This is a genomic window from Xanthomonas nasturtii (assembly GCF_023337365.3).
GTDB lineage: Bacteria > Pseudomonadota > Gammaproteobacteria > Xanthomonadales > Xanthomonadaceae > Xanthomonas > Xanthomonas nasturtii.
Window position 1 is genome coordinate 3,995,221 of record NZ_CP142084.2, and the last position, 25,271, is coordinate 4,020,491.

Annotated in this window: 24 protein-coding genes; 8 read left to right on the forward strand and 16 right to left on the reverse strand. The window is 64.1% G+C overall.

Annotated features, from left to right (window positions below; genetic code table 11):
* Positions 1 to 15 precede the first annotated feature (15 nt).
* The 8 genes from M3O59_RS17360 to M3O59_RS17395 all read right to left on the reverse strand — a co-directional run bounded on the left by M3O59_RS17360 (position 16) and on the right by M3O59_RS17395 (position 8,303).
* Positions 16 to 1,302 (reverse strand): ABC transporter ATP-binding protein, encoded by a 1,287-nt coding sequence (locus M3O59_RS17360; RefSeq protein WP_249054583.1) that lies wholly within the window; start codon positions 1,300 to 1,302, stop codon positions 16 to 18.
* Positions 1,299 to 2,084: an ABC transporter permease gene (locus M3O59_RS17365; protein WP_181920537.1), complete on the reverse strand. Its 786-nt coding sequence runs from the start codon at positions 2,082 to 2,084 to the stop codon at positions 1,299 to 1,301. Before M3O59_RS17365 ends, M3O59_RS17360 begins: the two co-directional genes overlap by 4 nt.
* A 90-nt stretch (positions 2,085 to 2,174) precedes the next feature.
* Positions 2,175 to 3,554 (reverse strand): glycosyltransferase family 4 protein, encoded by a 1,380-nt coding sequence (locus tag M3O59_RS17370; RefSeq protein ID WP_064635148.1) that lies wholly within the window; start codon positions 3,552 to 3,554, stop codon positions 2,175 to 2,177.
* A complete protein-coding gene (locus tag M3O59_RS17375) occupies positions 3,551 to 4,750 on the reverse strand; it encodes a cystathionine gamma-synthase (protein ID WP_064635146.1) in 1,200 nt (399 codons plus the stop codon). The genes M3O59_RS17370 and M3O59_RS17375 overlap by 4 nt, the downstream gene beginning before the upstream one ends.
* Before the next feature lie 101 nt (positions 4,751 to 4,851).
* Positions 4,852 to 6,222 carry a pyridoxal-phosphate dependent enzyme gene (locus M3O59_RS17380; protein ID WP_064635249.1) on the reverse strand — a complete coding sequence of 457 codons (1,371 nt, stop codon included), beginning with the start codon at positions 6,220 to 6,222 and terminating at the stop codon, positions 4,852 to 4,854.
* A gap of 238 nt (positions 6,223 to 6,460) precedes the next feature.
* Positions 6,461 to 6,679, reverse strand: a complete 219-nt coding sequence (locus M3O59_RS17385; RefSeq protein WP_005991804.1) for a YdcH family protein — start codon at positions 6,677 to 6,679, stop codon at positions 6,461 to 6,463.
* Positions 6,680 to 7,032: 353 nt separating this feature from the next.
* On the reverse strand, positions 7,033 to 7,923 hold the full coding sequence (locus M3O59_RS17390) for a hypothetical protein (protein WP_064635144.1): 891 nt from the start codon (positions 7,921 to 7,923) through the stop codon (positions 7,033 to 7,035).
* Complete coding sequence (locus M3O59_RS17395; RefSeq protein WP_116905752.1) at positions 7,920 to 8,303, reverse strand: DUF4398 domain-containing protein; 384 nt, start codon at positions 8,301 to 8,303, stop codon at positions 7,920 to 7,922. The genes M3O59_RS17390 and M3O59_RS17395 overlap by 4 nt, the downstream gene beginning before the upstream one ends.
* A 99-nt stretch (positions 8,304 to 8,402) precedes the next feature.
* Between M3O59_RS17395 and M3O59_RS17400 the strand changes: the two genes are divergently transcribed.
* The gene (locus tag M3O59_RS17400) at positions 8,403 to 9,536 is read left to right on the forward strand and encodes a PilT/PilU family type 4a pilus ATPase (RefSeq protein ID WP_064635139.1); all 1,134 of its coding nucleotides are present in this window, start codon (positions 8,403 to 8,405) and stop codon (positions 9,534 to 9,536) included.
* A 329-nt stretch (positions 9,537 to 9,865) separates the two neighbouring features.
* On the opposite strand, the gene maiA is transcribed toward M3O59_RS17400, so the two are convergent.
* Together maiA and M3O59_RS17410 are read right to left on the reverse strand one after the other, a co-directional pair.
* Positions 9,866 to 10,528: a maleylacetoacetate isomerase gene (maiA, locus tag M3O59_RS17405; protein ID WP_249045707.1), complete on the reverse strand. Its 663-nt coding sequence runs from the start codon at positions 10,526 to 10,528 to the stop codon at positions 9,866 to 9,868.
* A 43-nt stretch (positions 10,529 to 10,571) separates the two neighbouring features.
* Positions 10,572 to 11,561: a fumarylacetoacetate hydrolase family protein gene (locus tag M3O59_RS17410; RefSeq protein WP_116905776.1), complete on the reverse strand. Its 990-nt coding sequence runs from the start codon at positions 11,559 to 11,561 to the stop codon at positions 10,572 to 10,574.
* A gap of 376 nt (positions 11,562 to 11,937) precedes the next feature.
* On the opposite strand from M3O59_RS17410, the gene M3O59_RS17415 reads away from it, so the two are divergent.
* The 3 genes from M3O59_RS17415 (at position 11,938) to M3O59_RS17425 (ending at position 14,335) form a co-directional block, all read left to right on the forward strand.
* Entirely contained in the window at positions 11,938 to 13,320 is a 1,383-nt protein-coding gene (locus tag M3O59_RS17415) for a DEAD/DEAH box helicase (protein ID WP_064635133.1), read from the forward strand.
* Between the two features lie 132 nt (positions 13,321 to 13,452).
* A complete protein-coding gene (gene queD, locus M3O59_RS17420; RefSeq protein WP_055850251.1) occupies positions 13,453 to 13,806 on the forward strand; it encodes a 6-carboxytetrahydropterin synthase QueD in 354 nt (117 codons plus the stop codon).
* A 193-nt stretch (positions 13,807 to 13,999) separates the two neighbouring features.
* A complete protein-coding gene (locus tag M3O59_RS17425; protein ID WP_116905754.1) occupies positions 14,000 to 14,335 on the forward strand; it encodes a phasin family protein in 336 nt (111 codons plus the stop codon).
* 321 nt (positions 14,336 to 14,656) lie between these two features.
* Here the strand turns inward: M3O59_RS17425 and bioD are convergent, their stop codons facing one another.
* Positions 14,657 to 15,331, reverse strand: coding sequence for a dethiobiotin synthase (bioD, locus tag M3O59_RS17430; protein WP_249054591.1), 675 nt, complete (start codon positions 15,329 to 15,331; stop codon positions 14,657 to 14,659).
* A 307-nt stretch (positions 15,332 to 15,638) separates the two neighbouring features.
* Here bioD and M3O59_RS17435 point away from each other — a divergent pair, with 307 nt between their 5' ends.
* A complete protein-coding gene (locus M3O59_RS17435; protein WP_249046266.1) occupies positions 15,639 to 16,121 on the forward strand; it encodes a GAF domain-containing protein in 483 nt (160 codons plus the stop codon).
* Positions 16,118 to 16,510 carry a TfoX/Sxy family protein gene (locus M3O59_RS17440; protein WP_064635126.1) on the forward strand — a complete coding sequence of 131 codons (393 nt, stop codon included), beginning with the start codon at positions 16,118 to 16,120 and terminating at the stop codon, positions 16,508 to 16,510. The genes M3O59_RS17435 and M3O59_RS17440 overlap by 4 nt, the downstream gene beginning before the upstream one ends.
* A 183-nt stretch (positions 16,511 to 16,693) precedes the next feature.
* On the opposite strand, the gene M3O59_RS17445 is transcribed toward M3O59_RS17440, so the two are convergent.
* From M3O59_RS17445 to dinB, 4 genes are all read right to left on the reverse strand, one after another.
* Positions 16,694 to 17,620, reverse strand: a complete 927-nt coding sequence (locus tag M3O59_RS17445) for an alpha/beta hydrolase (RefSeq protein WP_116905757.1) — start codon at positions 17,618 to 17,620, stop codon at positions 16,694 to 16,696.
* A gap of 91 nt (positions 17,621 to 17,711) precedes the next feature.
* The gene (locus M3O59_RS17450) at positions 17,712 to 19,955 is read right to left on the reverse strand and encodes a TonB-dependent siderophore receptor (RefSeq protein WP_116905758.1); all 2,244 of its coding nucleotides are present in this window, start codon (positions 19,953 to 19,955) and stop codon (positions 17,712 to 17,714) included.
* A gap of 405 nt (positions 19,956 to 20,360) precedes the next feature.
* Positions 20,361 to 21,011, reverse strand: a complete 651-nt coding sequence (locus M3O59_RS17455) for a phosphoglycolate phosphatase (RefSeq protein ID WP_064635122.1) — start codon at positions 21,009 to 21,011, stop codon at positions 20,361 to 20,363.
* Positions 21,012 to 21,171: 160 nt separating this feature from the next.
* Entirely contained in the window at positions 21,172 to 22,251 is a 1,080-nt protein-coding gene (dinB, locus tag M3O59_RS17460; RefSeq protein WP_249054597.1) for a DNA polymerase IV, read from the reverse strand.
* A 345-nt stretch (positions 22,252 to 22,596) separates the two neighbouring features.
* On the opposite strand from dinB, the gene fabA reads away from it, so the two are divergent.
* Together fabA and fabB are read left to right on the forward strand one after the other, a co-directional pair.
* Entirely contained in the window at positions 22,597 to 23,112 is a 516-nt protein-coding gene (fabA, locus tag M3O59_RS17465) for a 3-hydroxyacyl-[acyl-carrier-protein] dehydratase FabA (RefSeq protein ID WP_249046954.1), read from the forward strand.
* Positions 23,112 to 24,320: a beta-ketoacyl-ACP synthase I gene (fabB, locus tag M3O59_RS17470; protein WP_064635117.1), complete on the forward strand. Its 1,209-nt coding sequence runs from the start codon at positions 23,112 to 23,114 to the stop codon at positions 24,318 to 24,320. Before fabA ends, fabB begins: the two co-directional genes overlap by 1 nt.
* 225 nt (positions 24,321 to 24,545) lie before the next feature.
* Here the strand turns inward: fabB and M3O59_RS17475 are convergent, their stop codons facing one another.
* Entirely contained in the window at positions 24,546 to 25,211 is a 666-nt protein-coding gene (locus M3O59_RS17475; protein ID WP_064635245.1) for an SH3 domain-containing protein, read from the reverse strand.
* Positions 25,212 to 25,271 lie beyond the last annotated feature (60 nt).

A 25,271-nucleotide genomic window follows, 5' to 3' on the forward strand; every position in this document is an offset into this window, starting at 1 on the left:
AAAATTCCGCCGTCGTCATGACAAGGCCTCAACGATCTCGAAGTCGGCCTTCAGGTCCATCATTCCCCAAAACTGCATCCCTCTGGCCACGTTCAGCACGATGGCATCGTAGCGCCGATCCAGTGGCGTCAGTTCCACCAGTGGATCCCCACTGGAAATGCCCAGCGAAATCAGGTAATTCGCTTCGTTCAGGTCAAGAGGCATGGTGAACTTGCAGACAATCACATCGCCTGCCTTAGCCGCAATCTCGGTACGACCCTCGCTGGAAAGAAAGGAATTGGTTCCGTAAAGAAACAGTCCTTCAAGCGTTTTCACCAAGATACCGGGCACCACGCTATCGAAATCCTGATCGAATGCAATCTTGAAGTAAAACGTCGTCCTCGAGCCACTTTCCACGCGCGCGGGAAATTCCTGACCATCGCTGGCAACCACGTAATCCAGAATTCGGGCACCGCCCTGCCCCCAGCGATGCTCGGATGCATTGTAATATGGCCTGGTATGAAACACGTCTTCGCTGCCGGTGCGGAACTCCTTCGGGGTATCCTTGGCCTCCGCGTGAAGCGAGACCGACTTCTTTCCAAACAACTCGTCAAGATAGAGGTTCGACACCTCCCGCGACGGACCATCGGCATGAACGCTACCGTCCTTGATCAAAATGGCACGATCGCAGTGTTTGACAACATCTCCGACCGCGTGGCTGACCAGGATGAGCGTCATGCCCTCGTCCTTGTAAGACTGGATGCGCTTGAAGCACTTCGCCTGAAAATACGCATCGCCCACCGACAATGCTTCGTCGACGATGAGTAGATCGGGCCGAAATGCGGTGGCCACCGCAAACGCGACGCGCACCTGCATACCGCTTGAGTAGGTGCGGACCGGCTCATCGAAGTACTCTCCGATCTCGGCAAACTCCTGTATCTCGGGCAACACCTTGTCGATTTGTTCCAATGTGTAACCCATGAGCCCGGCGGAATGTTTTGCATTCTCCCGGCCACTCAGGTCCGGATTGAATCCCATGCCGAGCTCAAGAATCGCGGCGATACGGCCATGCCGGACGATTCGCCCTTCGGTGGGTTGCGATGTACCGGTGATCAGCTTGAGCAATGTGCTCTTTCCGGCGCCATTGCGCCCCATGATCCCGATCGACTCACCCGGAGCGACCGAAAACCCGACATTCCGCAGTACCCAGTGCTCCTCTCGCGGCTTGACCTTCAACCCAAACCAGCTGGCAGCGCGTAGCCACTCGCTACCCCAGACACGGTAGGACTTCCCAAGCCCTTCAACCATTAGTACCGGGCTCATAGGGCATCCACCATTTCGGCACTCGCGCGGCGGAAAATAACCAACGACATGGCACACAACACGAGGGTCGCCAGCATGAGAGGCACAAGCTCGATCCATGCCGGGGAACGTCCGTAAAGAAGGACCCCCTGATATGCACTGACAAGCGGGAACAGCGGGTTGAGCTTGAACAGCTCCTGGGTCTGCGCAGGGAGTATGTCAATGGTGTAAACGATGGGCGTCACCCAGAACAATGCCTGCAAGACGACCGGCACGACCTGCCCGATGTCGCGCACGAACACGTTGAAGACCCCAAGCAGCAGGCCGATCGACATTGCAAATGCCAACGTCAGCAGCATCAGCAGCGGGAGCCACGCTGCCTGCGGCCCCAGGGTATGGCCCAGTACGGCAAAAACGACGATGATCGCCAAAAACAGCAACAGGTTGTTGACCATGACGGTGCCGCCGGCAATGAGCGGAAGGCAGATGCGAGGAAACGCCTGCTTCTTCATGAGATTGCCGTTATCAACGAACAACGAAGCACATTTGCCAATACATTCGGCGAACATGCTCCAGCAAAGGGTCCCGGCCATCAGGTAAAGCGCGTAAGCAAACTTGTTATTGACGCCTGGCAGCTTCGCGGCCAGCACCTCGGAGAGAATCGTCGCAAAGATCAGCACCTGCATGAGCGGATGGATGATCATCCACAGTGCGCCCAGTTTGCTGCGCAGGAAGCGCAGACGCAGGTCATTCCTGATCGACGACAGGATGAAGTATCGGAAGGCCCATACGGACCGGATCATGTCCAACGTTGCTACCTCTGAAAGTGTTCACTACCTTGGTGGAACGGGCAACCTAAATTGCTACATCACAGGACCAACAAATGGCCACCATCAGTGCGTTGACTTGACAACCCTCTCTGCCCTCGCCAGCAGATGCTGGGCCACGCTTTGCGGAGCAAGCCTGCTGCAGATATCGGCCCTGGCTGTTTCGCCCAGCCGCCGCGCCTGTAGCGGGTCATCCGCGAGCCGGCGCATAGCAGCGGCGGCGGATGCGATGCTGGGCTCCGCCCAGCGCGCGCCATCTGACTCCGGATATCGTCCCGCAACCGGCACCAGATCGTAGTCCACGAGGCAGGAGTTGCTGTATGTCATGAATTCCATGTTGCCCGACCAGCCCGTCGCGATGACCGGCTTACCGAGTGACATGCACTCGGCAAGCCCCAGCCCGAAGCCTTCGGCCCGGTGCAGCGACACATACACATCACAGCAGCGCTGCAGCGCGCGCACATGCATCTTGTCGATCACCTCGTCCCGCAGCAGGATCCGCGTGTCCGCTGCGACCAGACTCAGGAGTTCTGCCATGTGTTCGGGATACATATGCCCATTGCTTGACTTCACGACCAGACGCACGTCGTCACGACCGTCCGGAAACGCATGCCTGAATGCATTGACGACGGCCTGGGGATTTTTCCTGGTCACGAAGGAGTGGAAATCAAAAGTGAAAAGAAAGACGAAGGTTTCCGGATCCAGCCCGAAGTCCTGTCTCTGCAAGCCGCTATCACGCTGGTCAGAGAGCGGCAGCGGAACTCGCATGATCGGTTTGTCGGTCACGCTGCGGAACGCATCCTCAATGAATCGTGAGGCCACCATGATCTCGTCCACCAGCGCAATGGCGCTCAGCCAACTTGGCGGAATCACCTCAAGTTCCCAAAACCAGCACGCAATGACGTAATGCCCTTCCATACGGGCCCGGCCGATCTTGTCGAACGCGGCTTCGAGGTAGTCGGGATTGACGAAGATGACGGTGACCTGGTGCAGCATGCGCTGGTCGATGAGACCATCCAGGCTCCGGTCGTCCCAGGAGTGCGGAAGCCCCATGTCCAGGTCGTACAACGACACAGGCACGCCAGCGCTGATCAGCGCACGCGCATACATCCTTGCACTTTCCGCCAACCCGAATTCGCCACGGAGATAGCCAACAATGTTGATCCCCACCAATGGAGTCTCGGTGAAGGAGAAATCAGCGTTCGTCGGCAAGGAAGCGTCAGCGCCTTTTGGGTTCAGCTCCCAGGCATCCGTGCGCTGGAAACGCGTTTGAACCAAGGAGCGGGCGGATAGCTTGGAAGAAACGCGGTCACGCCAACTCTGCGGAAAAACACGATAGATACGCTGCAACCAGGCCTGTTGGCGTACCCACGACTGCAGACGAAGGCCGGCCAGCCCGCTCCGCCAGTAAGCGAAGAAGTCCCGTCGGTGCGGCGACGCAGTCATGGAGAACGGGATGCATCGAGGGCACGTTCCAGATCCCCACGCAAATCCTCCACATCCTCAACACCCACACTCAGCCTGACCAACGCATCGCTGATACCAAGCTGTTCGCGGCGGGCCACGGGAATCGAGGCATGCGTCATGACGGCGGGATGGTTCACCAGGCTTTCCACGCCGCCGAGCGATTCGGCCAGGGTGAACAGTTCGGTCTTTTCGCAGAAGCGCTTGGCCGCATCGAAGCCGCCCTTGAGGACGATCGAGACGATGCCGCCGAAGCCGGACATCTGGCGCTGGGCCAGTGCGTGCTGCGGGTGCGAAGCCAGGCCGGGGTAGATCACCTTTTCGATCGCGGGGTGGTTTTCCAGCCACTGCGCCAGCGCCAGGGCGTTTTCGCAATGCGCGCGCATGCGCAGCGGCAGGGTCTTGAGGCCGCGCAGGGCGAGGAAGCTGTCGAACGGACCTTGCACGCCGCCGATGGAGTTCTGCAGGAAGGCCAGTTGCTCGGCCAGTTCGGCGTTGTCGCCAACCACGGCGATGCCGCCGACCATGTCGGAGTGGCCGTTGAGGTACTTGGTGGCCGAATGCACGACGATGTCGGCGCCCAGGCTGAGCGGGCGTTGCAGCATCGGCGAGGCGAAGGTGTTGTCGACCACGATCAGCAGGCCGTGCTTGCGCGCGATCGTGGCGATGGCGGCGATATCGACCAGCTTGAGCATCGGGTTGGTCGGGGTTTCGATCCACACCATCCTGGTGTCGGGGCGGATCGCCGCTTCGAAGGCGGCCGCATCGGTCAGGTCGACGAAGCTGAAATCCAGGCCGGCAGTGCGGCGACGCACGCGCTCGAACAGGCGGAAGGTGCCGCCATACAGGTCGTCCATCGCCACCACGTGGCTGCCGGCATCCAGCAATTCCATCACCGTGGAGGTGGCGGCCATGCCGGAAGCGAACGCGAATGCACGCGTGCCACCTTCCAGCGCGGCAACGCAGCGCTCATAGGCAAAGCGCGTGGGGTTGTGGGTGCGCGAGTATTCGAAGCCCTGATGCTCGCCCGGGCTGGACTGCGCATAGGTGGACGTCGCATAGATCGGCGGCATCACTGCCCCGGTGCTGGGATCCGGCGACTGCCCTCCATGGATCGCCAGCGTTGCGAGCGAAAGTTCGCGCTCGCCTTCGTGGCTGGGTGTGGTGCAATTGGACATGGAGGTTCCCGGAAAAAGTGGCGGATTGTAACAAGCAGGTCTGAATGCCCGGTGCCGCGCGTCTCATCCGGACGCGCGCGCTACCCAGTCACTGCATGCGATCACTGCACGCGGCGGCGCAGGTAGTTGAGCAGGTCGATACGGGTGATCAGGCCCAGGAACTGCTTGCCGTCCATGACGATGGCGACCTGGCCGCGGTCGAACACCGGCAGCAACGCTTCGATCGGCGATGCGACATCCAGACGATCCAGCTTGCTGACCATGGCGGTGGAGATCGGGTCGCGGAAGCGCGCCTCGTCGCCATACACGTGCAGCAGCACGTCGCTCTCGTCGACGATGCCCACCAGCTCGCCGTCGTCGATCACCGGCAACTGCGACACGTCGTACAGCTTCATGCGCTGATAGGCGGTGGTCAGCAGATCCTTCGGCCCCACCACTACGGTGTCGCGCTTGTTGTAAGGGCGCAGGATCAGGTCGCGCAGGTCGCCGTGCTGCGGGCGCTCCAAAAAGCCGTTGTCGAGCATCCAGTAGTCGTTGTACATCTTCGACAGATACTTGTTGCCGGTATCGCAGACGAACACCAGCACACGCTTGGGCGTGGTCTGCTCGCGGCAATATTTCAGCGCAGCGGCCAGCAAGGTGCCGGTGGACGAGCCGCCGAGGATGCCCTCCTTGGCCAGCAGCTCGCGCGCGGTGTGGAAGCTTTCCGCATCGCTGATGGAATAGGCCTTCTTGACGCGCGAAAAATCAGAGATATCCGGCAGGAAGTCTTCGCCGATGCCTTCGACCAGCCAGCTGCCGGACTTCTCGCTGACCGTACCTTCTTCGATGTACTGGGTCAGGATCGAGCCGACCGGGTCGGCCAGCACCAGCTCGGTGTGCGGCGAGGCGGTAGCGAACGCGCGCGACAGGCCGGTCATGGTGCCGGAGCTGCCGCAGCCGAAGACGATCGCGTCCAGATCACCATCCATCTGCGCCAGGATCTCCGGGCCGGTGCCGAATTCGTGCGCGGCCGGGTTGTCCGGGTTGCCGAACTGATTGATGAAGTAGGCGCCGGGGGTTTCGGAAGCGATCTTGGCCGCCAGGTCCTGGTAATACTCCGGGTGGCCCTTGGCCACGTCCGAGCGGGTCAGCACCACGTTGGCGCCCATGGCCTTGAGGTTGAAGATCTTCTCGCGGCTCATCTTGTCCGGCACCACCAGGATCAGCTGGTAGCCCTTCTGCTGCGCGACCAGGGCCAGACCCAGGCCGGTATTGCCGGCCGTGCCTTCCACCAGGGTGGCACCGGGCTTGAGGTCGCCGCGCTGTTCTGCCGCTTCAATCATCGACAGGCCGATACGGTCCTTGATCGATCCACCGGGGTTGGCCGCCTCCAGCTTGAGGAACAGCTCGCAGACGCCGGTGTCCAGGTGCTGTGCCTTGACGATGGGCGTGTTGCCGATCAGTTCGAGTACGGAGGAGTGGATCGCCATCGGAATATCGTCGCTGCGCCGCACGGGCTAGACCGGTCATTATCCGACGAACGGCTGGGGAATGCTCATTCAGGCGTGAAACCATTGCGCAGACCCATGAACGAGCAGGCTCAGCCGCTGCAGGGAGGCGCCATCTGCGCGAAAGCGCAGCGGCTAAATAAAGACGCGGACGGTGGCGAGCCGACGAGGAGGCTGCCACCGCCCGCGACGGTGAACTTGTTCTAACGGTGGGGAAGGATCAGTGCGTGAGCTGGTCGTACATCCGGGTGAGCTTTTCTTTGGCCTGCAACTTTTCGCGTTTCATCTGGCCCAAGGTCACATCGTCGATGGGGAGTACCCCAAGTTCGGCATCCATGCATTTCTTGTTCAAGAGCTTGTGGCGTTGGTACAGCTGCTTGAACTCGGGATCGGACTTGATCAATGCGTCGATTTCGGTCTGCGGTTGCCCTTCGAACATGGCGTTACCTCCTTCACTTAAAACAAGAACGCCCCGGCCGCAGACGGCGCAGGGCGCTGCTTGGGAATGGAAGACCCGCGCGTCACGTTGCCAAGGGTCATCACGGTAAACGCACTGGTAAGAACACTACCTGTTGCAACTGCGTGCATCGCTGCGTGCCCTTGCGTCACTGACCCGGCCCTCCGTACTTTCCGGGCAGCGGAGTTGCTGCCCAGGAGTACGACCCTACGCCGGTCGCGAGGGGGGTTCAAGGCCAGAACGGCTGCTTTTGCCGTCCTTCGCGTCAATCAGTGAACGCGGTTCAACCGGGCGTCATGCCCGGGTTAAAAGACCTTAACTTCCAACTACTTGCATCAGGGCGCGACAACCACCTCGGCGGCGCGCGTCTTGCTGGCCGCACCCTTGCTGCCACTGACCTGCAAGCGTGCACTGGCGACACCGGCGGCAACCAACGCGTCGCGCACCGCTTCGGCCCGCTTCTTGGCGGTGGCGGCATCGTTGTCGAAACCGACAATGCTGACCCGGCCCTTCTTGCCGATGTTCAGATATTCGGCCAGCGCCTTTGCCTGCGCCGTGGCGTCGTCGGACAGGGCGGCCTTGCCGCCGAACGCACCACTGCCCAGCGAGAACACTTCGCCGCGGCCGTCGAACTTGGCAGCCGGCAACTTGGCCCCGGACACCAGCTCGGCTTCTTCGTGGGCCAGCTGCACGGCCTTCTGCTGGGCCGCATTGAGCTTGGCGGTCTGCTTGCCGGCCACGCTGGTCAGCGCCAGCTCGGCGTCCTGCCGCGCCAGGGTTTCCTGCTCGGCCGCCTGACGCATGCGCTCGGCCTCTTCGGCCTGGATCTGCGCCTGCACGCGCAAGCGTTCGGCCTCCTGGCGCGCACGCGAAGCGTCGCGACGGCTGGCTTCGATCAGCAGATCGTTACGGGTGCCTTCCAGCCGATCCAGCTCACGCCGCGCCAGTGCGGTACGCGCGGTGAGTTCGGCAATTTCGACCCGGCGGTCGGCCAGGAACACCAGCTCGTCGCGGTCGCGGCGCTTGGCCTCGGCCAGTGCGGCCACGCTTTGCTGGGCCTGCAGCCGCTCGAAGCGGGCCAGATCACTGGTCTGCGGGTCGTTCTGCAGCGTGGCCAGGCGCCGGTTGAGCGCGTCGGCCTGTGGGTCGTCCTTGGCCGCCATCGCCAGCGGCGGCACGCTGGCCAGGCTCAATACACCGATGTAGAGCAGTGGGCGCAGGTTCATCGGCCGCCCTCCCCGGTGTTGAGCGTGTTCTGCAACTGCGCCACTTCCTTCTTGCGCTGTGCCAGCTGGGCGGTGACCACCGCCTCTTCGCTGCGGGCCTTGGCCAGATCGGCATCGGCCGCTGCGCGCAGGGCGATCTGCGGCACCTGCTTGCGCTGGCGCTTGTCCAGTTGCGCCTGCTGGGCCTGCATCAATTCCTGGCGTGCCAGGTTGACCAGATCCGGGGCGTATTGGTCGGCATCGGCCTGGGTGGCGCGTTGCACGGCCTGTTCGGCGGCGGTGAGCTCCGGTGCCACCTGGGCGGCGGCCGGAGAGGAAAGAACCATGAAACAGGCGATGCCATACAGGGATCGCCGCAAGTATGCGAAGCTAGCCGTCATTAGGGGAGCCGTAGCGAGGAAGTCTCGAGCACGGCCATTGTCGGAAGCCTGCGGCGGACTTGCAACGAGACGCTGCTGTTTGTTGGGGAACCATTGCGCATGGATATCGGCTACTTCCTGAAGCTGATGACCGAAAAGAATGCCTCGGACATGTTCTTGACCACCGGCGCGCCGGTGTATATCAAGATCGAAGGCAAGCTCTACCCGCTCGGCAATACGGGGTTGCCGCCGGGGATGGTCAAGAAAATCGCCTACTCATTGATGGACGAGGGCCAGGTGCCGCAGTTCGAGCGCGAGCTCGAGCTCAACATGGCGATCGCCTTGTCCGATGCCGGCCGCTTCCGCGTGAACGTGTTCAAGCAGCGTGGCGAAGTGGGTATGGTGATCCGCGCCATCCGCAGCCGGATCCCGAGCATCGAGGAGCTCAACCTGCCGCAGGTGCTCAAGGACGTCATCATGACCCCGCGCGGGCTGGTGCTGGTGGTGGGCTCGACCGGCTCCGGCAAGTCGACTTCGCTGGCCTCGATGATCGACCATCGCAACAGCACCACCACCGGGCACATCCTCACCATCGAGGACCCGATCGAATATCTGCACAAGCACAAGATGTCGATCGTGAACCAGCGCGAGGTGGGCCTGGACACGCATGCCTTCCAGAGCGCGCTGAAGAACGCGATGCGCGAAGCGCCGGACGTGATCCTGATCGGCGAAATCCTGGATGCCGAGACCATGGAGGCCGCCATCGCGTTTGCCGAAACCGGTCACCTGTGCCTGGCCACGTTGCACTCCAACAATGCCGACCAGACCATCGAGCGCATCCTCAATTTCTTCCCCGAGAGCGCGCACAAGAACGTGCTGATGAATCTGGCGCTCAATCTGCGCGCGGTGGTGTCGCAACGCCTGGTCAAGGGGGTGGATGGACGCCGCCGGCCGGCGACCGAAGTGCTGCTCAACACGCCGATGATCCGCGACCTGCTGCGTCGCGGTCAGGTGCACGAGGTCAAGCAGGCGATGGAAGAGTCGCTGGAAGAAGGCATGCAGACCTTCGACCAATGCCTGTTCCGGATGGTGAAGTCTGGCGAAATCGAGCAGGAGGAAGCGCTGCGCGCCGCCGATTCACGCGATGGCCTTGCCCTGAAGTTCCGTCTTTCCGAAGGCGGCTCCGGCGAACACGACCCGTATGCGGACTACGAAACGGCGGCTGCGCCGAAGATCAGCCACGGGTTCATCTGATCGGTCTGGCGGCGAAGGTCGGTCATTGCGGCGCTCGGGTTGCCGGCTCCTGCACTGTCAGGGCGGACGCTGCGACGAGTCCCTCATTCGCGATATCGATGCGACAAGCGCCCTCATCCGGCGCTGCGCGCCACCTTCTCCCGCATGCGGGAGAAGGGACATAAGTGAGCGTGCGGTGCCTTGGGGCGTGCGCTTTGAACCGTACGGCTTTGCGTCGCAACTTCATCCAGCATCGCAACGACTGGGATCGAATCAGACGCCCGCCTGCCCTTCTCCCGTCCACGGGAGAAGGTGCCCGAAGGGCGGATGAGGGCCTCGATGCGCAGCCCTCACGCCACCGCATCAACCTGCATCTCCGGCCGTGCCGCATCGAAGGCCGGTAACGCCAGGCAGGCCTGTTCGATGCGCTGCAGGGTCGGATACGGGGCCAGATCGACCTCGAACCGGTGCGCGTTGTAGAGCTGGGGGACCAATACCCCATCGGCCAGGCCTGGCACATCGCCATGACAGAAGCGGCCAGTGAGCGGGTCGCGTGCCAGCTGCTGTTCCAGTGCGGCAAAGCCGCGCTCCATCCAGTGCCGCGTCCAGTGCTGGCGTTGCGCCGCATCCAGCGCGAACTCGCGCTCCAGCACCCGCATGACGCGCAGGTTGTTGAGCGGATGCACATCGCAGGCGATGACCTGGGCGAGCGCACGCACGCGGGCGCGCTCTGCCGGCGCTGCAGGCAGCAGGCGTGTGCTGTCCGGGAACGCCTCTTCCAGATACTCCAGAATCGCCAGCGATTGCGGAATCACCACCGCGCCATGGCGCAGCGTCGGAACCAGCTGCTGTGGGTTGAGCTGTGCATAGGCAGCGGCGTGCTGCTCGCCGCCGTCGCGTACCAGATGCACCGGATGCGTGAGGTACGCCAGCGCCTTCAGATTCAGGCCGATGCGGACGCGATACGCGGCACTGGAGCGCCAGTACGAGAACAGCTCCAGTGGCGCGCTCATGCCCGGCCTCGCACGTTTTTGGTGACCAACACCTTCGCCGGTGTCATGGCAGCGGCTGCCGTTCGACGCGCTGCTCGATCGCACCGAAGATGCTGGCGCCACTGGCATCGAACATCTCGATCCGCACCACGTCACCGAACGCCATGAAGGGCGTGCTGGGCTTGCCGTCGCGCAGGGTCTCGACCACGCGCTGTTCGGCAAAACACGAGGCACCCAGGCTGGTGTCCTGGTTGGCGATGGTGCCCGAACCCACGATCGTGCCGGCCGAGAGCGGCCGCGTTTTGGCGGCGTGGGCGATCAGCTGGGCGAAGTCGAACTGCATGTCGTTGCCGGCTTCGGGCGCGCCGAACCAGGCGCCATTGACGTGGGTCACCAGCGGCAGATGCACCTTGTTCTCGCGCCAGGCAGCGTCCAGCTCGTCGGGAGTGACAAACACCGGCGATAGCGCCGAGCGCGGTTTGGATTGCACGAAACCGAAGCCCTTGGCGAGCTCGGCCGGGATCAGATTGCGCAGCGACACGTCGTTGACCAGGCCGACCAGCTGGATGTGCGCGGCGGCCTGCTCGGGCGAGGCGCCCATCGGCACGTCGTCGATGATCACCACCAGTTCGGCTTCCAGATCGATGCCGTGGTCTTCGCTGATCACCTTGATGGCATCGCGCGGGCCGTAGAACCCTGCGCTGGTGGCCTGATACATCAGCGGGTCGGTGTAGAAGCTGTCCGGCACCTCGGCATTGCGCGCGCGGCGTACCCGCTCCACGTGCGGCAGGTAGGCGCTGCCATCGACGAACTCGTAGGCACGCGGCAGCGGTGCGGCCAAGGCCTGCATATCCAGATCGAACACGCCGTCGGCGCTGCCGTCGTTGAGCGAGGCCGACAAGGCGTTCAGACGCGGCGCCACATTGCTCCAGTCTTCCAGCGCGCGCTGCAGGGTGGGCGCGATGCCGGTGGCGCGCACGGCAGTGCGCAGGTCGCGCGCGACCACGATCAGGCTGCCGTCGCGGCCGCCTTCCTTCAGGGAACCTAGCTTCATGACCATCCTGTGCTGTGGCTGATGGGGCGATTGTACGGCCTGCCGCCGCAGTGGTTGCAGTTGAAACAACTGACCGGTACCACAACCGCAGTGACGGGATTTTGTGCAGCGCGCCAAACGCGAGTACACTTGCCGGGTCTGCATGCGGCCGTCCGTTTCCCTTAGGGACAGCCGGCGAGGCCAGGATCGATCGATCCGCTCGCCCGCCCCACCCGACGCCTTTCGTGGTGCCGACAAACCCATCGCTCTTTGATCGGGTTGTTCCACCATCTCGCAGCGCGGTTCACGGGAACGCTCCGAGCCTCACTTTTTGCATCTGCAATGCGTCTGCGCTCCGGGCTGTGCCTGGCGGCGGCGCTTTACCTGGAGCTTCCTGATGTCTTTTGAATCCCTGGGCCTTGCGCCCTTCCTGCTGCGCGCGTTGGCCGAGCAGGGCTATGAAACCCCCACTGCGATCCAGCAGCAGGCGATCCCGTTGGTGCTGGCCGGTCACGACCTGCTGGCCGGCGCGCAGACCGGTACCGGCAAGACTGCCGCGTTCGGCCTGCCGCTGCTGCAGCACCTGGGCACCACGCCGCAGCCGGTCAACGGCCCGCGCAAGCCGCGCGCGCTGATCCTGACCCCGACCCGCGAGCTGGCCACCCAGGTGCACGACAGCCTGCGCGGCTACAGCAAGTACCTGCGCATTCCGAGCGCAGTGATCTACGGCGGCGTGGGCATGGGCAACCAGCTCGACACCCTGCGCCGCGGCGTGGACCTGCTGATCGCCTGCCCGGGGCGGCTGATCGACCATATCGAGCGTCGCAGCGTGGACCTGTCCGGCATCGAAGTGCTGATCCTGGACGAAGCCGACCGCATGCTCGACATGGGCTTTTTGCCGTCGATCAAGCGCATCCTGACCAAGCTGCCGCGCCAGGACCGCCAGACCCTGCTGTTCTCGGCGACGTTCGAAGAGAACATCAAGCAGCTGGCGCTGGAGTTCATGCGCAACCCGATGCAGATCCAGGTCACCCCGAGCAACACCGTGGCCGAGAGCATCACCCACCGCGTGCACCCGGTCGATGGCGCGCGCAAGCGCGATCTGCTGCTGCACCTGCTGGCGCAGGACAGCCGCGAGCAGACCCTGGTGTTCGCGCGCACCAAGCATGGCAGCGACAAGCTGGCGCTGTTCCTGGAGAAGTCCGGCATCAAGACCGCGGCGATCCACGGCAACAAGAGCCAGGGCCAGCGCATGCGTGCACTGAGCGACTTCAAGGCCGGCCGCGTCACCGTGCTGGTGGCCACCGATATCGCTGCGCGCGGTATCGATATCGATCAGCTGCCCAAGGTCATCAACTACGACCTGCCGATGGTGGCCGAAGACTACGTGCACCGGATCGGCCGCACCGGCCGTAACGGCTCCACCGGCGAGGCGATTTCGCTGGTGGCGCAGGACGAAGCCAAGCTGCTGCGCCAGATCGTGCGCATGCTGGGCCGCGACGTGGAAATCCGCGACGTGCCGGGCTACGAGCCGCAGACCCCGATCCGCTGGGGCAACAGTGCGCCGGGCCGCGCCGAGCAGCCGGGTGGCGACCGCGCACCGCGCAAGAGCCACGCGCGTCGTCCGCATGGCGATGCGCCGCGTCAGGCGCATGCGCATGCCGGCCCGAAGAAGCCCGGTGGCCAGCGCAGCAGCGGGCCGCGTCAGGCAGCCGGTGCCGGCGCAGGCCGTCGCGATGGTGGCCGTGGCGGCCAGCGTCCGGCCAACCGCGGCGCCTGATACACGGCGTCTGCTGAGTACAAGGGCCGCGATGCGGCCCTTGTTGTATCGGGGCCGGCGTCGCCGGACCCTTGCGTAATCCGGCGACGCCGGCGCGCCCCCTCCTTTTGCTACTGCTTACCGATCACCGCCATGGATATCTTCAAAGTCTTTACGCTCGAAGCCGCGCATCGGCTTCCCAATGTGCCGCCCGGCCACAAGTGCGCCCGGCTGCATGGGCATTCGTTCCGGGTCGAGCTGCACGTCAGCGGCGAGCCAGGTGCCGACACCGGCTGGATCATGGACTTCGGCGACATCAAGGCCGCCTTCCAGCCGATCTACGATCGCCTGGACCACCATTACCTCAACGACATCGAGGGGCTGGAAAACCCCACCAGCGAACGGCTGGCAATCTGGATCTGGCAGCAGCTCAAGCCGGCGCTGCCGCAGCTGAGCGAGATCGTGGTGCATGAAACCTGCACCTCCGGCTGCCGCTACCGCGGCTGATTCTTCCGCGCATTCCGGTGTCCTGAAGCCGCCCGCTGGGCGGCTTTTGTCGTTTCAGACCTGTTCCAACCGTTTGATACGGAAGGACTTCTGCAGATATTTGGTAAATTTTCAGCAAACGTGTTGCATCGCAACAATATCGGCGTATGCTGCAACGCAACAAACGGTCACACGCTTCCCCAAGGGGTTCGCAATGTCGGCGCAGTTCGAAAACAGCTTCACCAGTCAGTTCGCCTCTGCTGCAGCGCGTGCCAACCAGTTGGTATTGGACACGCTGGAACAGAATGTCAACGCGACCACCAGCTTCTTCGGTGAGTTTGCGCAGGCACGCGATCTGGGCGCCTACCAGACGCTCTGGTCGAAAGGACTGCAACTGGCCCGCGACAACCTGGAACGTCTGGCTTCGGTCAATCAGGAAGTGATGGGAATGGGGTTGAAAATGTCCAGCGAGCTTGGGCAATTGGCCAAGCAGCAGTTCGACACCGGCAGCGAGCAGGCCGGCGCAACAGGCAAGACCCGGCGCAAGTAACCGCCAATAAAATTCAGCGTCTTTGCATGGGCCCCTCCCCCCGTGCAATCCGGCCCGACAGATCCCTCCCTCTGTCGGGCTTTTTTATTGCCTGATCGCTGGGGTTTTCGCTGCGCAGGTTTGGCTCGGGGACGCTGCAGGTGCGCAGCTGCTGCGGTGACATGCAAGCGTGTTGCTTACAGAGCAGTGACGGTGCGCACCACCGGCGCGTGGAGCGTGCATGCAGTCTCTGCTCAGCCACAACACGCGCGCTGGGCGCGGACCCGACCAGACGCCGACCGCGCTGCGCGCCAGCAGGCTCGCGTACTTGCCGGGTCTGACCTAGGCCGGCAATTGCAGCCCGTGCGCCTGGCTGGCGGCATCGGCACCCGGTCGCCACGGGATCCGCCCCCAGCACGGCATCGCCAGACGCGCGTGCAGCATGCGGATGTTGTCTTCGGCGCGCTCCATCTGCGGATCGATTTCGTTGGCGATCCAGCCGATGCAGTCCAGGCCGTCGGCGGCGATGGCAGCGGCGGTCAGGCGCGCATGGTTGATGCAGCCCAGCCGCACGCCGACCACCAGCACCACCGGCAGCCGCAACGCGCGCACCAGGTCGGCTTGATCCAGGGTCGCGCTCAGCGGCGCGGCCCAGCCACCGACGCCTTCCACCACCACCACTTCGGCCTGCGCGCGCAATTGCGCAAACGCCTGCGCGATCGGCGCCAGCGACAGCGTCACGCCGACATCGGCTGCGGCCAGTTCCGGTGCCAACGGTGCGGGCAAGGCATAGGGATTGAGGGTTGCATAGTCCGGTTGCGGGTGGCTGGCCGCCTGCAGCGCCAGCGCGTCTTCGTTGCGCCAGCCCTGCGGCGTGTGTTCGCAGCCGCTGGCCACCGGCTTCATGCCGACCGCGCTGTGGCCGCATGCGCGCAACGCATGCAGCAGCGCAGTGCTGCCCATGGTCTTGCCGATACCGGTATCGGTGCCGGTGACATAAAACGCCGGGTGCTGCATACGCCAGATCCTGCGGCCGCGCCGCCATTGCCGTGAGGGCGCGCAGCATAACGCGCGCACCGGGCCGCACGGCTGAGCACGGTTGATTTGCGTTGATAGCGCGCCGTGCTGCCCGTCGCTGCCGGTGATCGATGAGCAGCGTACCGACGCCAGCCAGCCAGCGCGCGGCAATTGAGCGCAGAACGGTGCGCACCGTGATGGGCCTGCTGCGTGCTCTGACCTGCCCACACGCCCGGCGCAGCGCGTGCTCGTGCGTGACCTGCCCCGTCGCAGGCACGCTGCAGACGGCCGCTGCTAAACTTTGCCGATGTTCGCCACCTCTTCGCTGACCGGCAGCAAGCCGGAACAATATGCCCAGCTCACCGCCCAGGCCCAGGCACTGGTACACGGCGAGCCGGACCGGATCGCCAACGCCGCCAATCTGGCCGCGCTGATCTTCAACTCCCTGCCCTCGCTCAACTGGGCCGGATTTTATTTCTACGACGGCCGCGAGCTGGTGGTGGGGCCGTTCCAGGGTCTGCCGGCATGCGTGCGCATTCCGCTGGACAAGGGCGTGTGCGGCGCGGCCGCCAGCACCCGGCAGAGCCAGCGCATTGCCGACGTGGATGCGTTCCCCGGGCATATCGCCTGCGATTCGGCATCGCGCTCGGAGCTGGTGATTCCGCTGGTCAAGGGCGATGCGCTGATCGGCGTGCTGGATCTGGACAGCCCGGAGCTGGACCGCTTCGATGCGGACGATCAACGCGGCCTGGAAGCCATTGCGCAACTCTTTGTGGACGCGCTGGCGTGACCACCGAGCGGATGCGCAACATCGGCCCCAAGAGCGCGGCGTGGCTGCGCCAGGTCGGCCTGCGCACGCAGCAGGACCTGCAAGCCGTCGGCGCGGTGGGTGCATTCGTGAAAGTCCGCCGTGCCGGCTTCAAGCCCAGCCTCAACCTGCTGTATTCGCTGGAAGGCGCGCTCTCCGATTGCCACTGGCAGGACGTGCCGGAAGCGCGGCGCCATGCGTTGCTGGCCGAATACGAAGCAGCCAGCGCGCTGCTGCCGGTGCGCGGCCGCGCCATCGGCGGGCCGGTGGAAACCGTGCATTACGCACGCGCCGACAACGACGATACGCACGGCGACATGATCGAGTCGGCCGATGACGGCGCGCAGCCAAGCGGCGCGCACGACGACTAAGGGCAGCGACCAGCACGATTGCGCTCACCGCCAGACGCGCGCAACCAGCGCTCGGAATCGGCATCTATCACTTGTCCGCCGCGGTTCCTGTGCGCGGCCCACACCCGGCCGGCGACTGCTCGCTATGGGTTGTTCGCGACTGTGAGCGCGTGACGTCCGGCGACGCCTGCGCATCGCGGGACGTTAGCGGGCGGCGGCCTCCCGCAGCGTCGGTGCGAGCGAGGCGCCCAGCGTCTGTCCGTGCGTGAGGCCGGGAAGCGGCCGATAGTCGGCCTTGACGCCGGGTAACGACGACAATAGCGCAACGAGATCTTCTGCCGCCTGCGGATCTGCACGTGGCCGCCCGGGCCGCTCTTTGGCCGTATCGCGTGTCTGGTCGCGCGCGGGAGGGTCGCTCACGCCAGCCATCACCGTCACGCCTCGCAGCATCTGTGGAGTGTGTACGGACGGCGATTGCGCCGCAGCCACCACGCGCCGCGCTTGATCGACGATGAAGCCATCGCCCCACCACAGCGACGGGTCGACCGCGACATAGTGTTGAAACAGCTGTGGCTGCGTCAGCAGCACCTGCAACACGAACAGCCCGCCGTAGGAATGCCCCCACAAGGTCTGCCGGCGAGTGTCCACCGCCACGCGCGCCGCCACCTGCGGGCGGATGCGGGTTGCGATCAGCTGCGCGAACGCGGCCGCACCGCCGCTCCGGCGCTGCGGGTTCAACGGATCGGTCTCAATGCGACCATCGCTGAAACGTGCAAACGTGTAGTCCAGGCTGCGCCCGGTCGCATCGATGCGCAGCGCACTGTCGTCGGCAATGAACACCAACACCGGCGCGTCGCCAAGCGTGGACAGGCTGTCGAGCAAATGCGCGTCCAGTTCCATCAATGCCGCATTGCCATCCAGCAGATAGACCACCGGGTAGCCTGCGGTCGGCGGCGGCGTTTTTGGCGTGGCGATCCGCACGCGATACCGCCGCTGCCCATCGGCAGCAGCCAGCCGCAGCGCACTGAACACATACCAGGCACTGGCGCGATCGGCCACCGTGCTGCCGATCGCACGCGACAGATCCGGCTGCGCGAGCGCCGGCGTTGCGCAGACAAGCCACGCCAGCATTCAGATGTAGACGGCCCATCGATAGCGATGCATCGAACATCTCCTCATGGGTGCTGCTGGCATTGCAAGCACGCCGTCTTGATCACCAATCTCAGAAACCAAAACGCAACGTCGCCCAGTACGCGCGTCCCGGTTCGTTGTAGGTGGCCGCGCCTGCCGCACCGCCGGTGTTGTTGGTGCCCTCGCGAAACAGCCGGGTGTCGAACAGGTTGTCCACGCCCACACCGACGCTGACCGTGCGGGTGATGCGATAGCGGGCACTGATACCCCACAGGTCGTAGGGGTCGCGGGTGTCGGAGGCGATGGCACCGCCGCTGGTGCTCGACTGCGTGGCCGACTCCTGCTTGCCGTAAAACGTTCCGGTAAGCAGCAGCGACAACGCCTGGGTCGGTTGCCAATCCAACGTGGTGTTGACCGTGTATTCCGGGATTACCGACAGCGGCTGATCGGTGGCGGTGTTCTTGTTCTCGATCATGTAGGTGACGTTGGTGTTCCACTTTACTACGCGGCCCTGTTCGCCCAGCAACGGCAGGGTGAGATTGCCTTCCACACCCTGCACGATCGCTTCCGATGCGTTGGTCCACTGGAACACCTGCCCGCGTCCATCGGCAGTGGTACCCACCGGCACCATCCCGGCGACGATCTTGCCGTCGTATGCATTGTGGAAATAAGTCAGCGAGGCGTGGTGGCCGGACTGCGGTGCCCACTCGATGCCGATTTCCTTGTTGATGCTGGTTTCCGGATCGAGGTTGTCATTGCCCTGGATGTAGCAGCCCGACCCCAGATTGGGAAACAGCACCGGGCAGCCATTGCCGCGCGTGTAATACAGATAGTTATCGTTGGACTGATACAGATTGGGCGCCTTGAACGCACGCGCGATGCCGCCCTTGAGCAACCAGTCTTCGCTGAGTTTGTATTGCACATTGAGGCTGGGGCTGAGGTTGTTGCCGAACTGGCTGTGGTGATCCATTCGCAGGCCGGGGGTAAGCGTCAGCCGCTCGGTGGCGTAGATGTTGTCTTCCACATACACCGCGCTGAGCGTGGCCTCACTGCGTGGACTACGGGCATCCGCAGAAAGGCCAGGAAAGCCACCACCTGCGGTGACGGCCTGCGACATCGAATACGCATCGCTGAGGCGGCTCTGGCGACGCTCGAAACCGAACGTGAGCACTTGTTCGGCCCAGGCCTGCAACGGCAGGTTGAACTCGCCGTCGATGTTGAGATTGTCGAGCATGGCGGTGGAGTTGAGCAGGCTGGCCGCAATGGAACCTTCCGGGCCGCCGGCTAGGCCTTCGTTGAGACGGGTGTTGTCGGTGCCTTCGTAGGCGGCGGTGAGCCGCGAAGTGCCCAGCGCCCAGGTGCCGCGGTGCGTCAGCGAGAACGTGCGGCGCAGCATGGTGTTGGTTTCGCTGCCGAACAACGCAGCGAGATCGGCGCCTGCCAGGCCATCGGCGCTCACCGCGCGATCGCCTGCATACAGATTGCCCTGGCGGCTGAAGCCGGCATCGAGTTCGATCACCTGCCCTTCCGTCGGGTCCCAGCGCAACAGGCCGTTGATGTCCTTGTTGCGCACGCCCTCGCGCCCGGCCGGCGGCACTGCATTGGCGTTACTCGCAAAGCGGCGATTGAGCTCCAGCGAATCCGGATCGGTCTTGTTGATGTTGCCGTAGAGGCGGAACGAAAACGTGTCCGACAGCGGGCCGCTGAGCTGGAATCCGGTGCGTTGCCCATCGCCTTCGGCGCTGTGCTGCGGCACAAGACCGAACAGCGTCATCGCACCGGTGAGATCGCCAGTCGGTTTCTTGGTGATGATGTTGACCACACCGCCGGACGCACCGGAGCCATAACGCGCCGCCGCCGGGCCACGCAGCACCTCGATGCGCTCCACCGCGTCGGCCGGTACCCAGTTGGTATCGCCACGCGTGTTGCGTTCGCCGCTGCGGCCCATGCGCACCGCATCGCGCGACCCCACCGGCTTGCCATCCACCAGAATCAGCGTGTTTTCCGGGCCCATGCCGCGCAAATCGATCTGGCGGTTGTTGCCGTATTGCCCGGATGCGCTATTGCCGGTGAGATTGACGCCCGGCATGGTGCGCAGCAGCTGCGACAGATCGTTGACCGGTGGACGCCGCTCGATATCTTCGGCGGTGATGACCGATGAGCCCAGCGCCTGGCGCGCAATCTGCGCGGCGGTGACGTGCACGGTGTCCAGCGATTGCGGGTCGGCCACCGCGTCTTCGGCGGATGCGCTGCACATGCAGCTGCCGCAACCGATAGCGATTGCCAGCACCAGCTGACGGCGGGACACCACAGGACGGCGCGCAGGCACAGACATCCATGACCGGCATGATGCGGACATTTTTAAACCTCTCGACAGGAGATGGGCCTCTAGCGACGGCTTGAGGTGACAAAGCGGGGGCCACGCGTGCAGCAGGCGCACGGTGCGTGCGAGGCGGTGCAGCGCAGTCAAGATTGTCCGCGCATTCTACACAGATGCGATTCATTCTCAAATCGAACATGTGTGTTGGCGCAGTTGCGTACGGGAATCGCACCACTGCGGCAGCTCATCTGTTGCACATCAGGTGTCGCGTGCAGAGATGTCTGCGTTAGCTGTGTACAGACCCGGCAGCAGCACGAACGGTGTCACTCCGGGGCCACCCGTGCAGCAACATGGCGGCTGCATGAGTGGCACTCTGCGGATGTAGCGATTTGGCAAAACGCGCTGGTAGCGCGTTGCGGATTACTTCAACGCAAGCAGCTCGCGCATGTCGTCGATGATGGCCACCGCACCGGAGGTCTGCACATCGAAGCCGCGCAAATAGCCGTAACGCACCATCGCCAGCGGCATGCTGGCGGCGTTTGCGGCCGCGGCGTCGGTAGCCGAATCGCCGACCATCAGGCACTGCTGTGGTGTGTGCTGGAACTGCTCGGCCAGCTGCAGCAGCGGTGCCGGGTCGGGCTTGCGCTGCGGCAGCGAATCGCCGCCGAGCACCGTGCTGAAATACGCCCCGATCCCCAGATGCTCCAGTAGCGGTGCAATGAAACGCGACGGTTTGTTGGTGCACAACGCCAGCGTGGCGCCGGCATCGCGCAAACCTGCCAGCGCATCGGCAACGCCGGGATACAGCTGCGGGTTGTGCAGCAGGCAGGCTTGGTAGTGGCGCATCATCACCGGCATTTCTGTCTCGGCATCGTGCGTCCCGCCGGCTTCGCGCAATGCGGTGGCGAGCAGCACATGCACACCTTCGCCGATCCAGCTGCGGATCGTGGCTTCGCTGAACTGCTGCAGCCCCAATTCCTGCAAGGTGGCATTGAGTGCTTCGGCGATATCCGGGGCACTGTCCACCAGCGTGCCATCCAGATCGAAGATCACCAGCGGATACGGAAACATGCGGACTGCCTTGGGTGGGGGAGCAAGCGGCAGTGTACGCAGTGCAGGATTCATGGCGTGTCACTGTGGAGCGCCGGGGATATCTCGCTGGCTGCATCGATACAGTCATCCACGAAGGCCGCATGCGAAGCCCGCAGCACTGCTTACGAGAGAACCGCCCTCACTCGGCCTGCGGTATTTCACCGAACAACTGGCCCTGCACCGCGGCGTCTTCGACATCGCTGAAACCGCTCAGGCCGACACCGACCAGGCGGTAACGCGTTTGCGCTGGCAACTCCACGCGGCGGGTCAGGGCCAGCGCGATCTGTGCCAGTGCGTCCTGCGAGGCAGGCGGCTGCTCGGGCGTGTAGGAACGCGTGAGAATGCGGAAATTCGATGTCTTCAACTTCAGCACCACCGTGCGCCCGATGCGCTCGGTGCGACGCGTGGCGAGCCAGGTTTTTTCGGCCAGCCGCAGGATGTGCGGGTCCAGCGCATCAAGCGCAAGATCTTCGCTGAAGGTGTCTTCCGAAGAGACCGACTGCACCTCCTGGTCCGGCTCCACCGGGCGCTCGTCGATGCCGCGCGCGCGGCGATACAGGCTCTGCCCGAAACTGCCGAAATGCGCCTGCAATTCTTCCAGCGGGCGCAGGCGCAGATCGGCCACGGTGACGATGCCCAAGGCCGCCAGCTTGCCATCCATCACCTTGCCCACGCCGGGAATGCGATTGACCTTGAGCGGGAGCAGGAATGCATCCACGCGACTGGGTGCGATCACGAACTGGCCATCGGGTTTGCGCCAGTCGGAGGCGATCTTGGCCAGGAACTTGTTCGGGGCGATGCCGGCCGACGCGGTGAGCTGGGTTTCTTCGCGGATCTGGGTGCGGATCAGTTGCGCGATTTCGGTGGCCAGCCGCATGCCGGTCTTGGCTTGGGTGACATCCAGATAGGCCTCGTCCAGCGACAACGGTTCGACCAGATCGGTATGCCGATGGAAGATCTCGCGCACCTGCCGCGACACCGCCTTGTAGCGGGCAAAGTCCGGCGGCACGAAGACCGCATCCGGGCACAGGCGCTCGGCACGCACAGCCGGCATCGCCGAGCGAATGCCGAAGGTGCGCGCTTCGTAGGAGGCCGCGCACACCACCGAGCGCGCACCGCGCCAGGCCACCACTACCGGCTTGCCGCGCAGGCTCGGGTCGTCACGTTGCTCCACGGATGCGTAGAACGCATCCATGTCCACGTGCACGATCTTGCGCATCAAGCTGGTTTCTCTGTTACAGGTCTGCATCCATGATAAGCCAGCGCCGTCTCATGCCTTGAGCGGCGATCGCACACAACGCAAGTGGTAAACGGGCGCGACCGGCCATCGAACACCAGCGATCTCGCGTGGTAGACCACAGCAGCAGAGCCAACCATGCAGGCCCGCCCGCCCCCAAAGACGGCACGCCCGCATGCTGCCGCTCAACATGCAACGCGGCCCTGCTGCACGGCGCAACCGGCTGAAAACAGCACGCATGCGTACGGATAAAACGTTTGATTGAACCGCGCCGGCTCATGCACCCTTGCCGGCTTCGCCTTTCGCTCCTTGCAGGAAACGTTCGTCATGACTCGTCAAAGTACGTACTCGCGCGACCAATTGCTGGCCAGTGCGCGTGGGGAATTGTTTGCACCCGACAGCGGCCGTCTGCCCAACGATCCGATGCTGATGTTCGACCGCATCACCGAGATCAGCGACACCGGCGGTGCGCATGGCAAGGGCGTGATTCGTGCCGAACTGGATATCCGCCCGGACCTGTGGTTCTTCGGCTGCCACTTCATCGGCGACCCGGTGATGCCCGGTTGCCTGGGCCTGGATGCAATGTGGCAGCTCACCGGCTTCTTCCTCACCTGGATCGGCGCACCCGGCCGCGGCCGCGCGTTGGGTTGCGGGGAGGTCAAATTCACCGGCCAGGTGCTGCCGAGCGCCAAATTGGTGAGCTACGAGATCGATGTCAGCCGCGTGATCAACCGCAAGCTGGTGATGGCGCAGACCGACGCACGCATGCTGGTGGACGGGCGCGAGATCTATACCGCCAAGGATCTGCGCGTGGGCATGTTCACTTCAACGGAGAACTTCTGATGCGTCGCGTCGTCATCACCGGAATGGGCATCAATTCTTGCCTGGGCAACGATCTGGACACCGTCTCCAGCGCTCTGCGCGAAAGCCGCTCCGGCATCACCGCGCTCCCTGATCACGCAGAGGCCGGCCTGCGCAGCCAGGTGGGCGGGGCAGTCACGCTGGATCTGGAAGCGTTGATCGACCGCAAGCTCAAACGCTTCATGGGCGATGCCTCTGCGTACGCCTATCTGGCCATGCGCGATGCGATCGCCGATGCGGGCCTGAGTGCCGAACAGGTCAGCGATGTGCGCACCGGCGTGATCGCCGGCTCCGGCGGCGGCTCCAGCCAATGGCAGGTGGAAACCGCCGACCTGCTGCGCAACCGTGGCGTGCGCAAGGTCGGCCCATATATGGTGCCGCGCACGATGTGTTCGGCGGTCTCTGCATCGCTGGCCACCGCGTTCAAGATCCGCGGCCTGAGCTATTCGCTGTCGGCCGCCTGCGCGACCTCGGCGCATTGCATCGGCGCATCGGCGGATCTGATCCGCCACGGCGCGCAGGATGTGATGTTTGCCGGTGGCGGCGAAGAACTGCACTGGACCATGAGCGTGATGTTCGATGCGATGGGCGCGCTGTCCACCGGCTTCAACGATCGCCCGGCGGTGGCATCGCGCCCGTACGACGCGCAGCGCGACGGCTTCGTCATCGGCAGCGGCGGCGGCATGCTGGTACTGGAAGACTACGACCACGCCATCGCACGCGGCGCACGCATCCATGCCGAACTGCTGGGCTATGGCGTGACCTCCGATGGCGCGGACATGGTGGCGCCCAGCGGCGAAGGTGCGGTGCGCTGCATGCATATGGCCCTGCAAGGGCTGGATCGCCCGATCGATTACCTCAACACGCACGGCACCTCGACACCGCTGGGCGATGTCACCGAACTGGGCGCGGTGCGCGAGGTGTTCGGCGACAACGTGCCGCCGCTGTCCTCGACCAAGGCGCTGTCCGGCCATTCGCTGGGCGCCGCCAGCGTGCACGAGGCGATCTACAGCCTGCTGATGCTGCGCGACGGCTTCATGGCCGGCTCGGCGCATATCGAAGAACTGGACCCGCGCGCGGAAGGTTTCCCGATCCTGCGGCAGACCCAGGACGCCAGGTTGAACACGGTAATGTCCAACAGCTTCGGCTTTGGCGGTACCAACGGTACGCTGGTGTTCGGCCGGGTGTGATGCTCGCCGCCACCGCCGTTCCACCGCGGTGGCCCTGCGGTGGCGGTGGTGGCATCCCACCAGTCACGCAATGACGCAAGTGCCTTGGCGTGCAGCCTGCTTAGACCGGGCACCACGTGGGGCATGCGGGCGCTGCGCGGTTGATACCGCGCGGCGCCGCACCGGCAGCACCTGCCACTTCGCGTTGAATACGCTTGCGTGCCGGTTCGCTGGCGGGCGTTCCGGTCAACGCGTCTCCCGCTCCCGAACCGATCGATCGTAGTCGCTGCGTGCATTTGAGATGCAGCCTTGCACGGTGCTGTCCTGGCCACCCGAGCGCTCGCAGCCTTGTATCTTGTCGTCCCGCCTGTCGGCGTCGTAGTGATTGCGCGCGGCTCGATCGATTTCGGCGCGTTCTCCTTGCACACGTTCGTTTTCCGAACGTGTCTGCGCCTTCAGGCGCTTTGCGATGGTGGGCACGCCAGCTTGCGGAGCATCACTGGGCGCCATCATGTCCAGACTCGGGGAATCGCCGGGCACATGCGCGCGCCAGAGCGCACGTTCGCTTTCGGCCGTCCATTCGCGGCCTTGATAATGCGCGCCCCAGTACGCATCCAGCGCGAACGTAAGCTTTGGCACCGCCTTTGCGACCGCGCCACGGCCGGACACGATTGCCTGCGCAGGCATCCAGCCGCGCGCATCGGGCCCACGCACATCGCACCACCTGCCAGTTTCCAGACAGCCATACACGGTGACCGGGTTGCCAGCGTGGGCCTCACCCACCAACCGGTATTCCTCGCCAGGGCCGGCACGCAGACGGACCAGGCTGTTGACGTGCGCTGTGTGCTGCGCCGCGACCGGCGTGGCCACTGCGATCAACATCGCCACGCTCCATGACAGACCTCGCCGCATTGCACGCTCCTTGATGTGCCGATCCATGCCGCAATTGGCCACTGCAGTGACCGCGCTGCC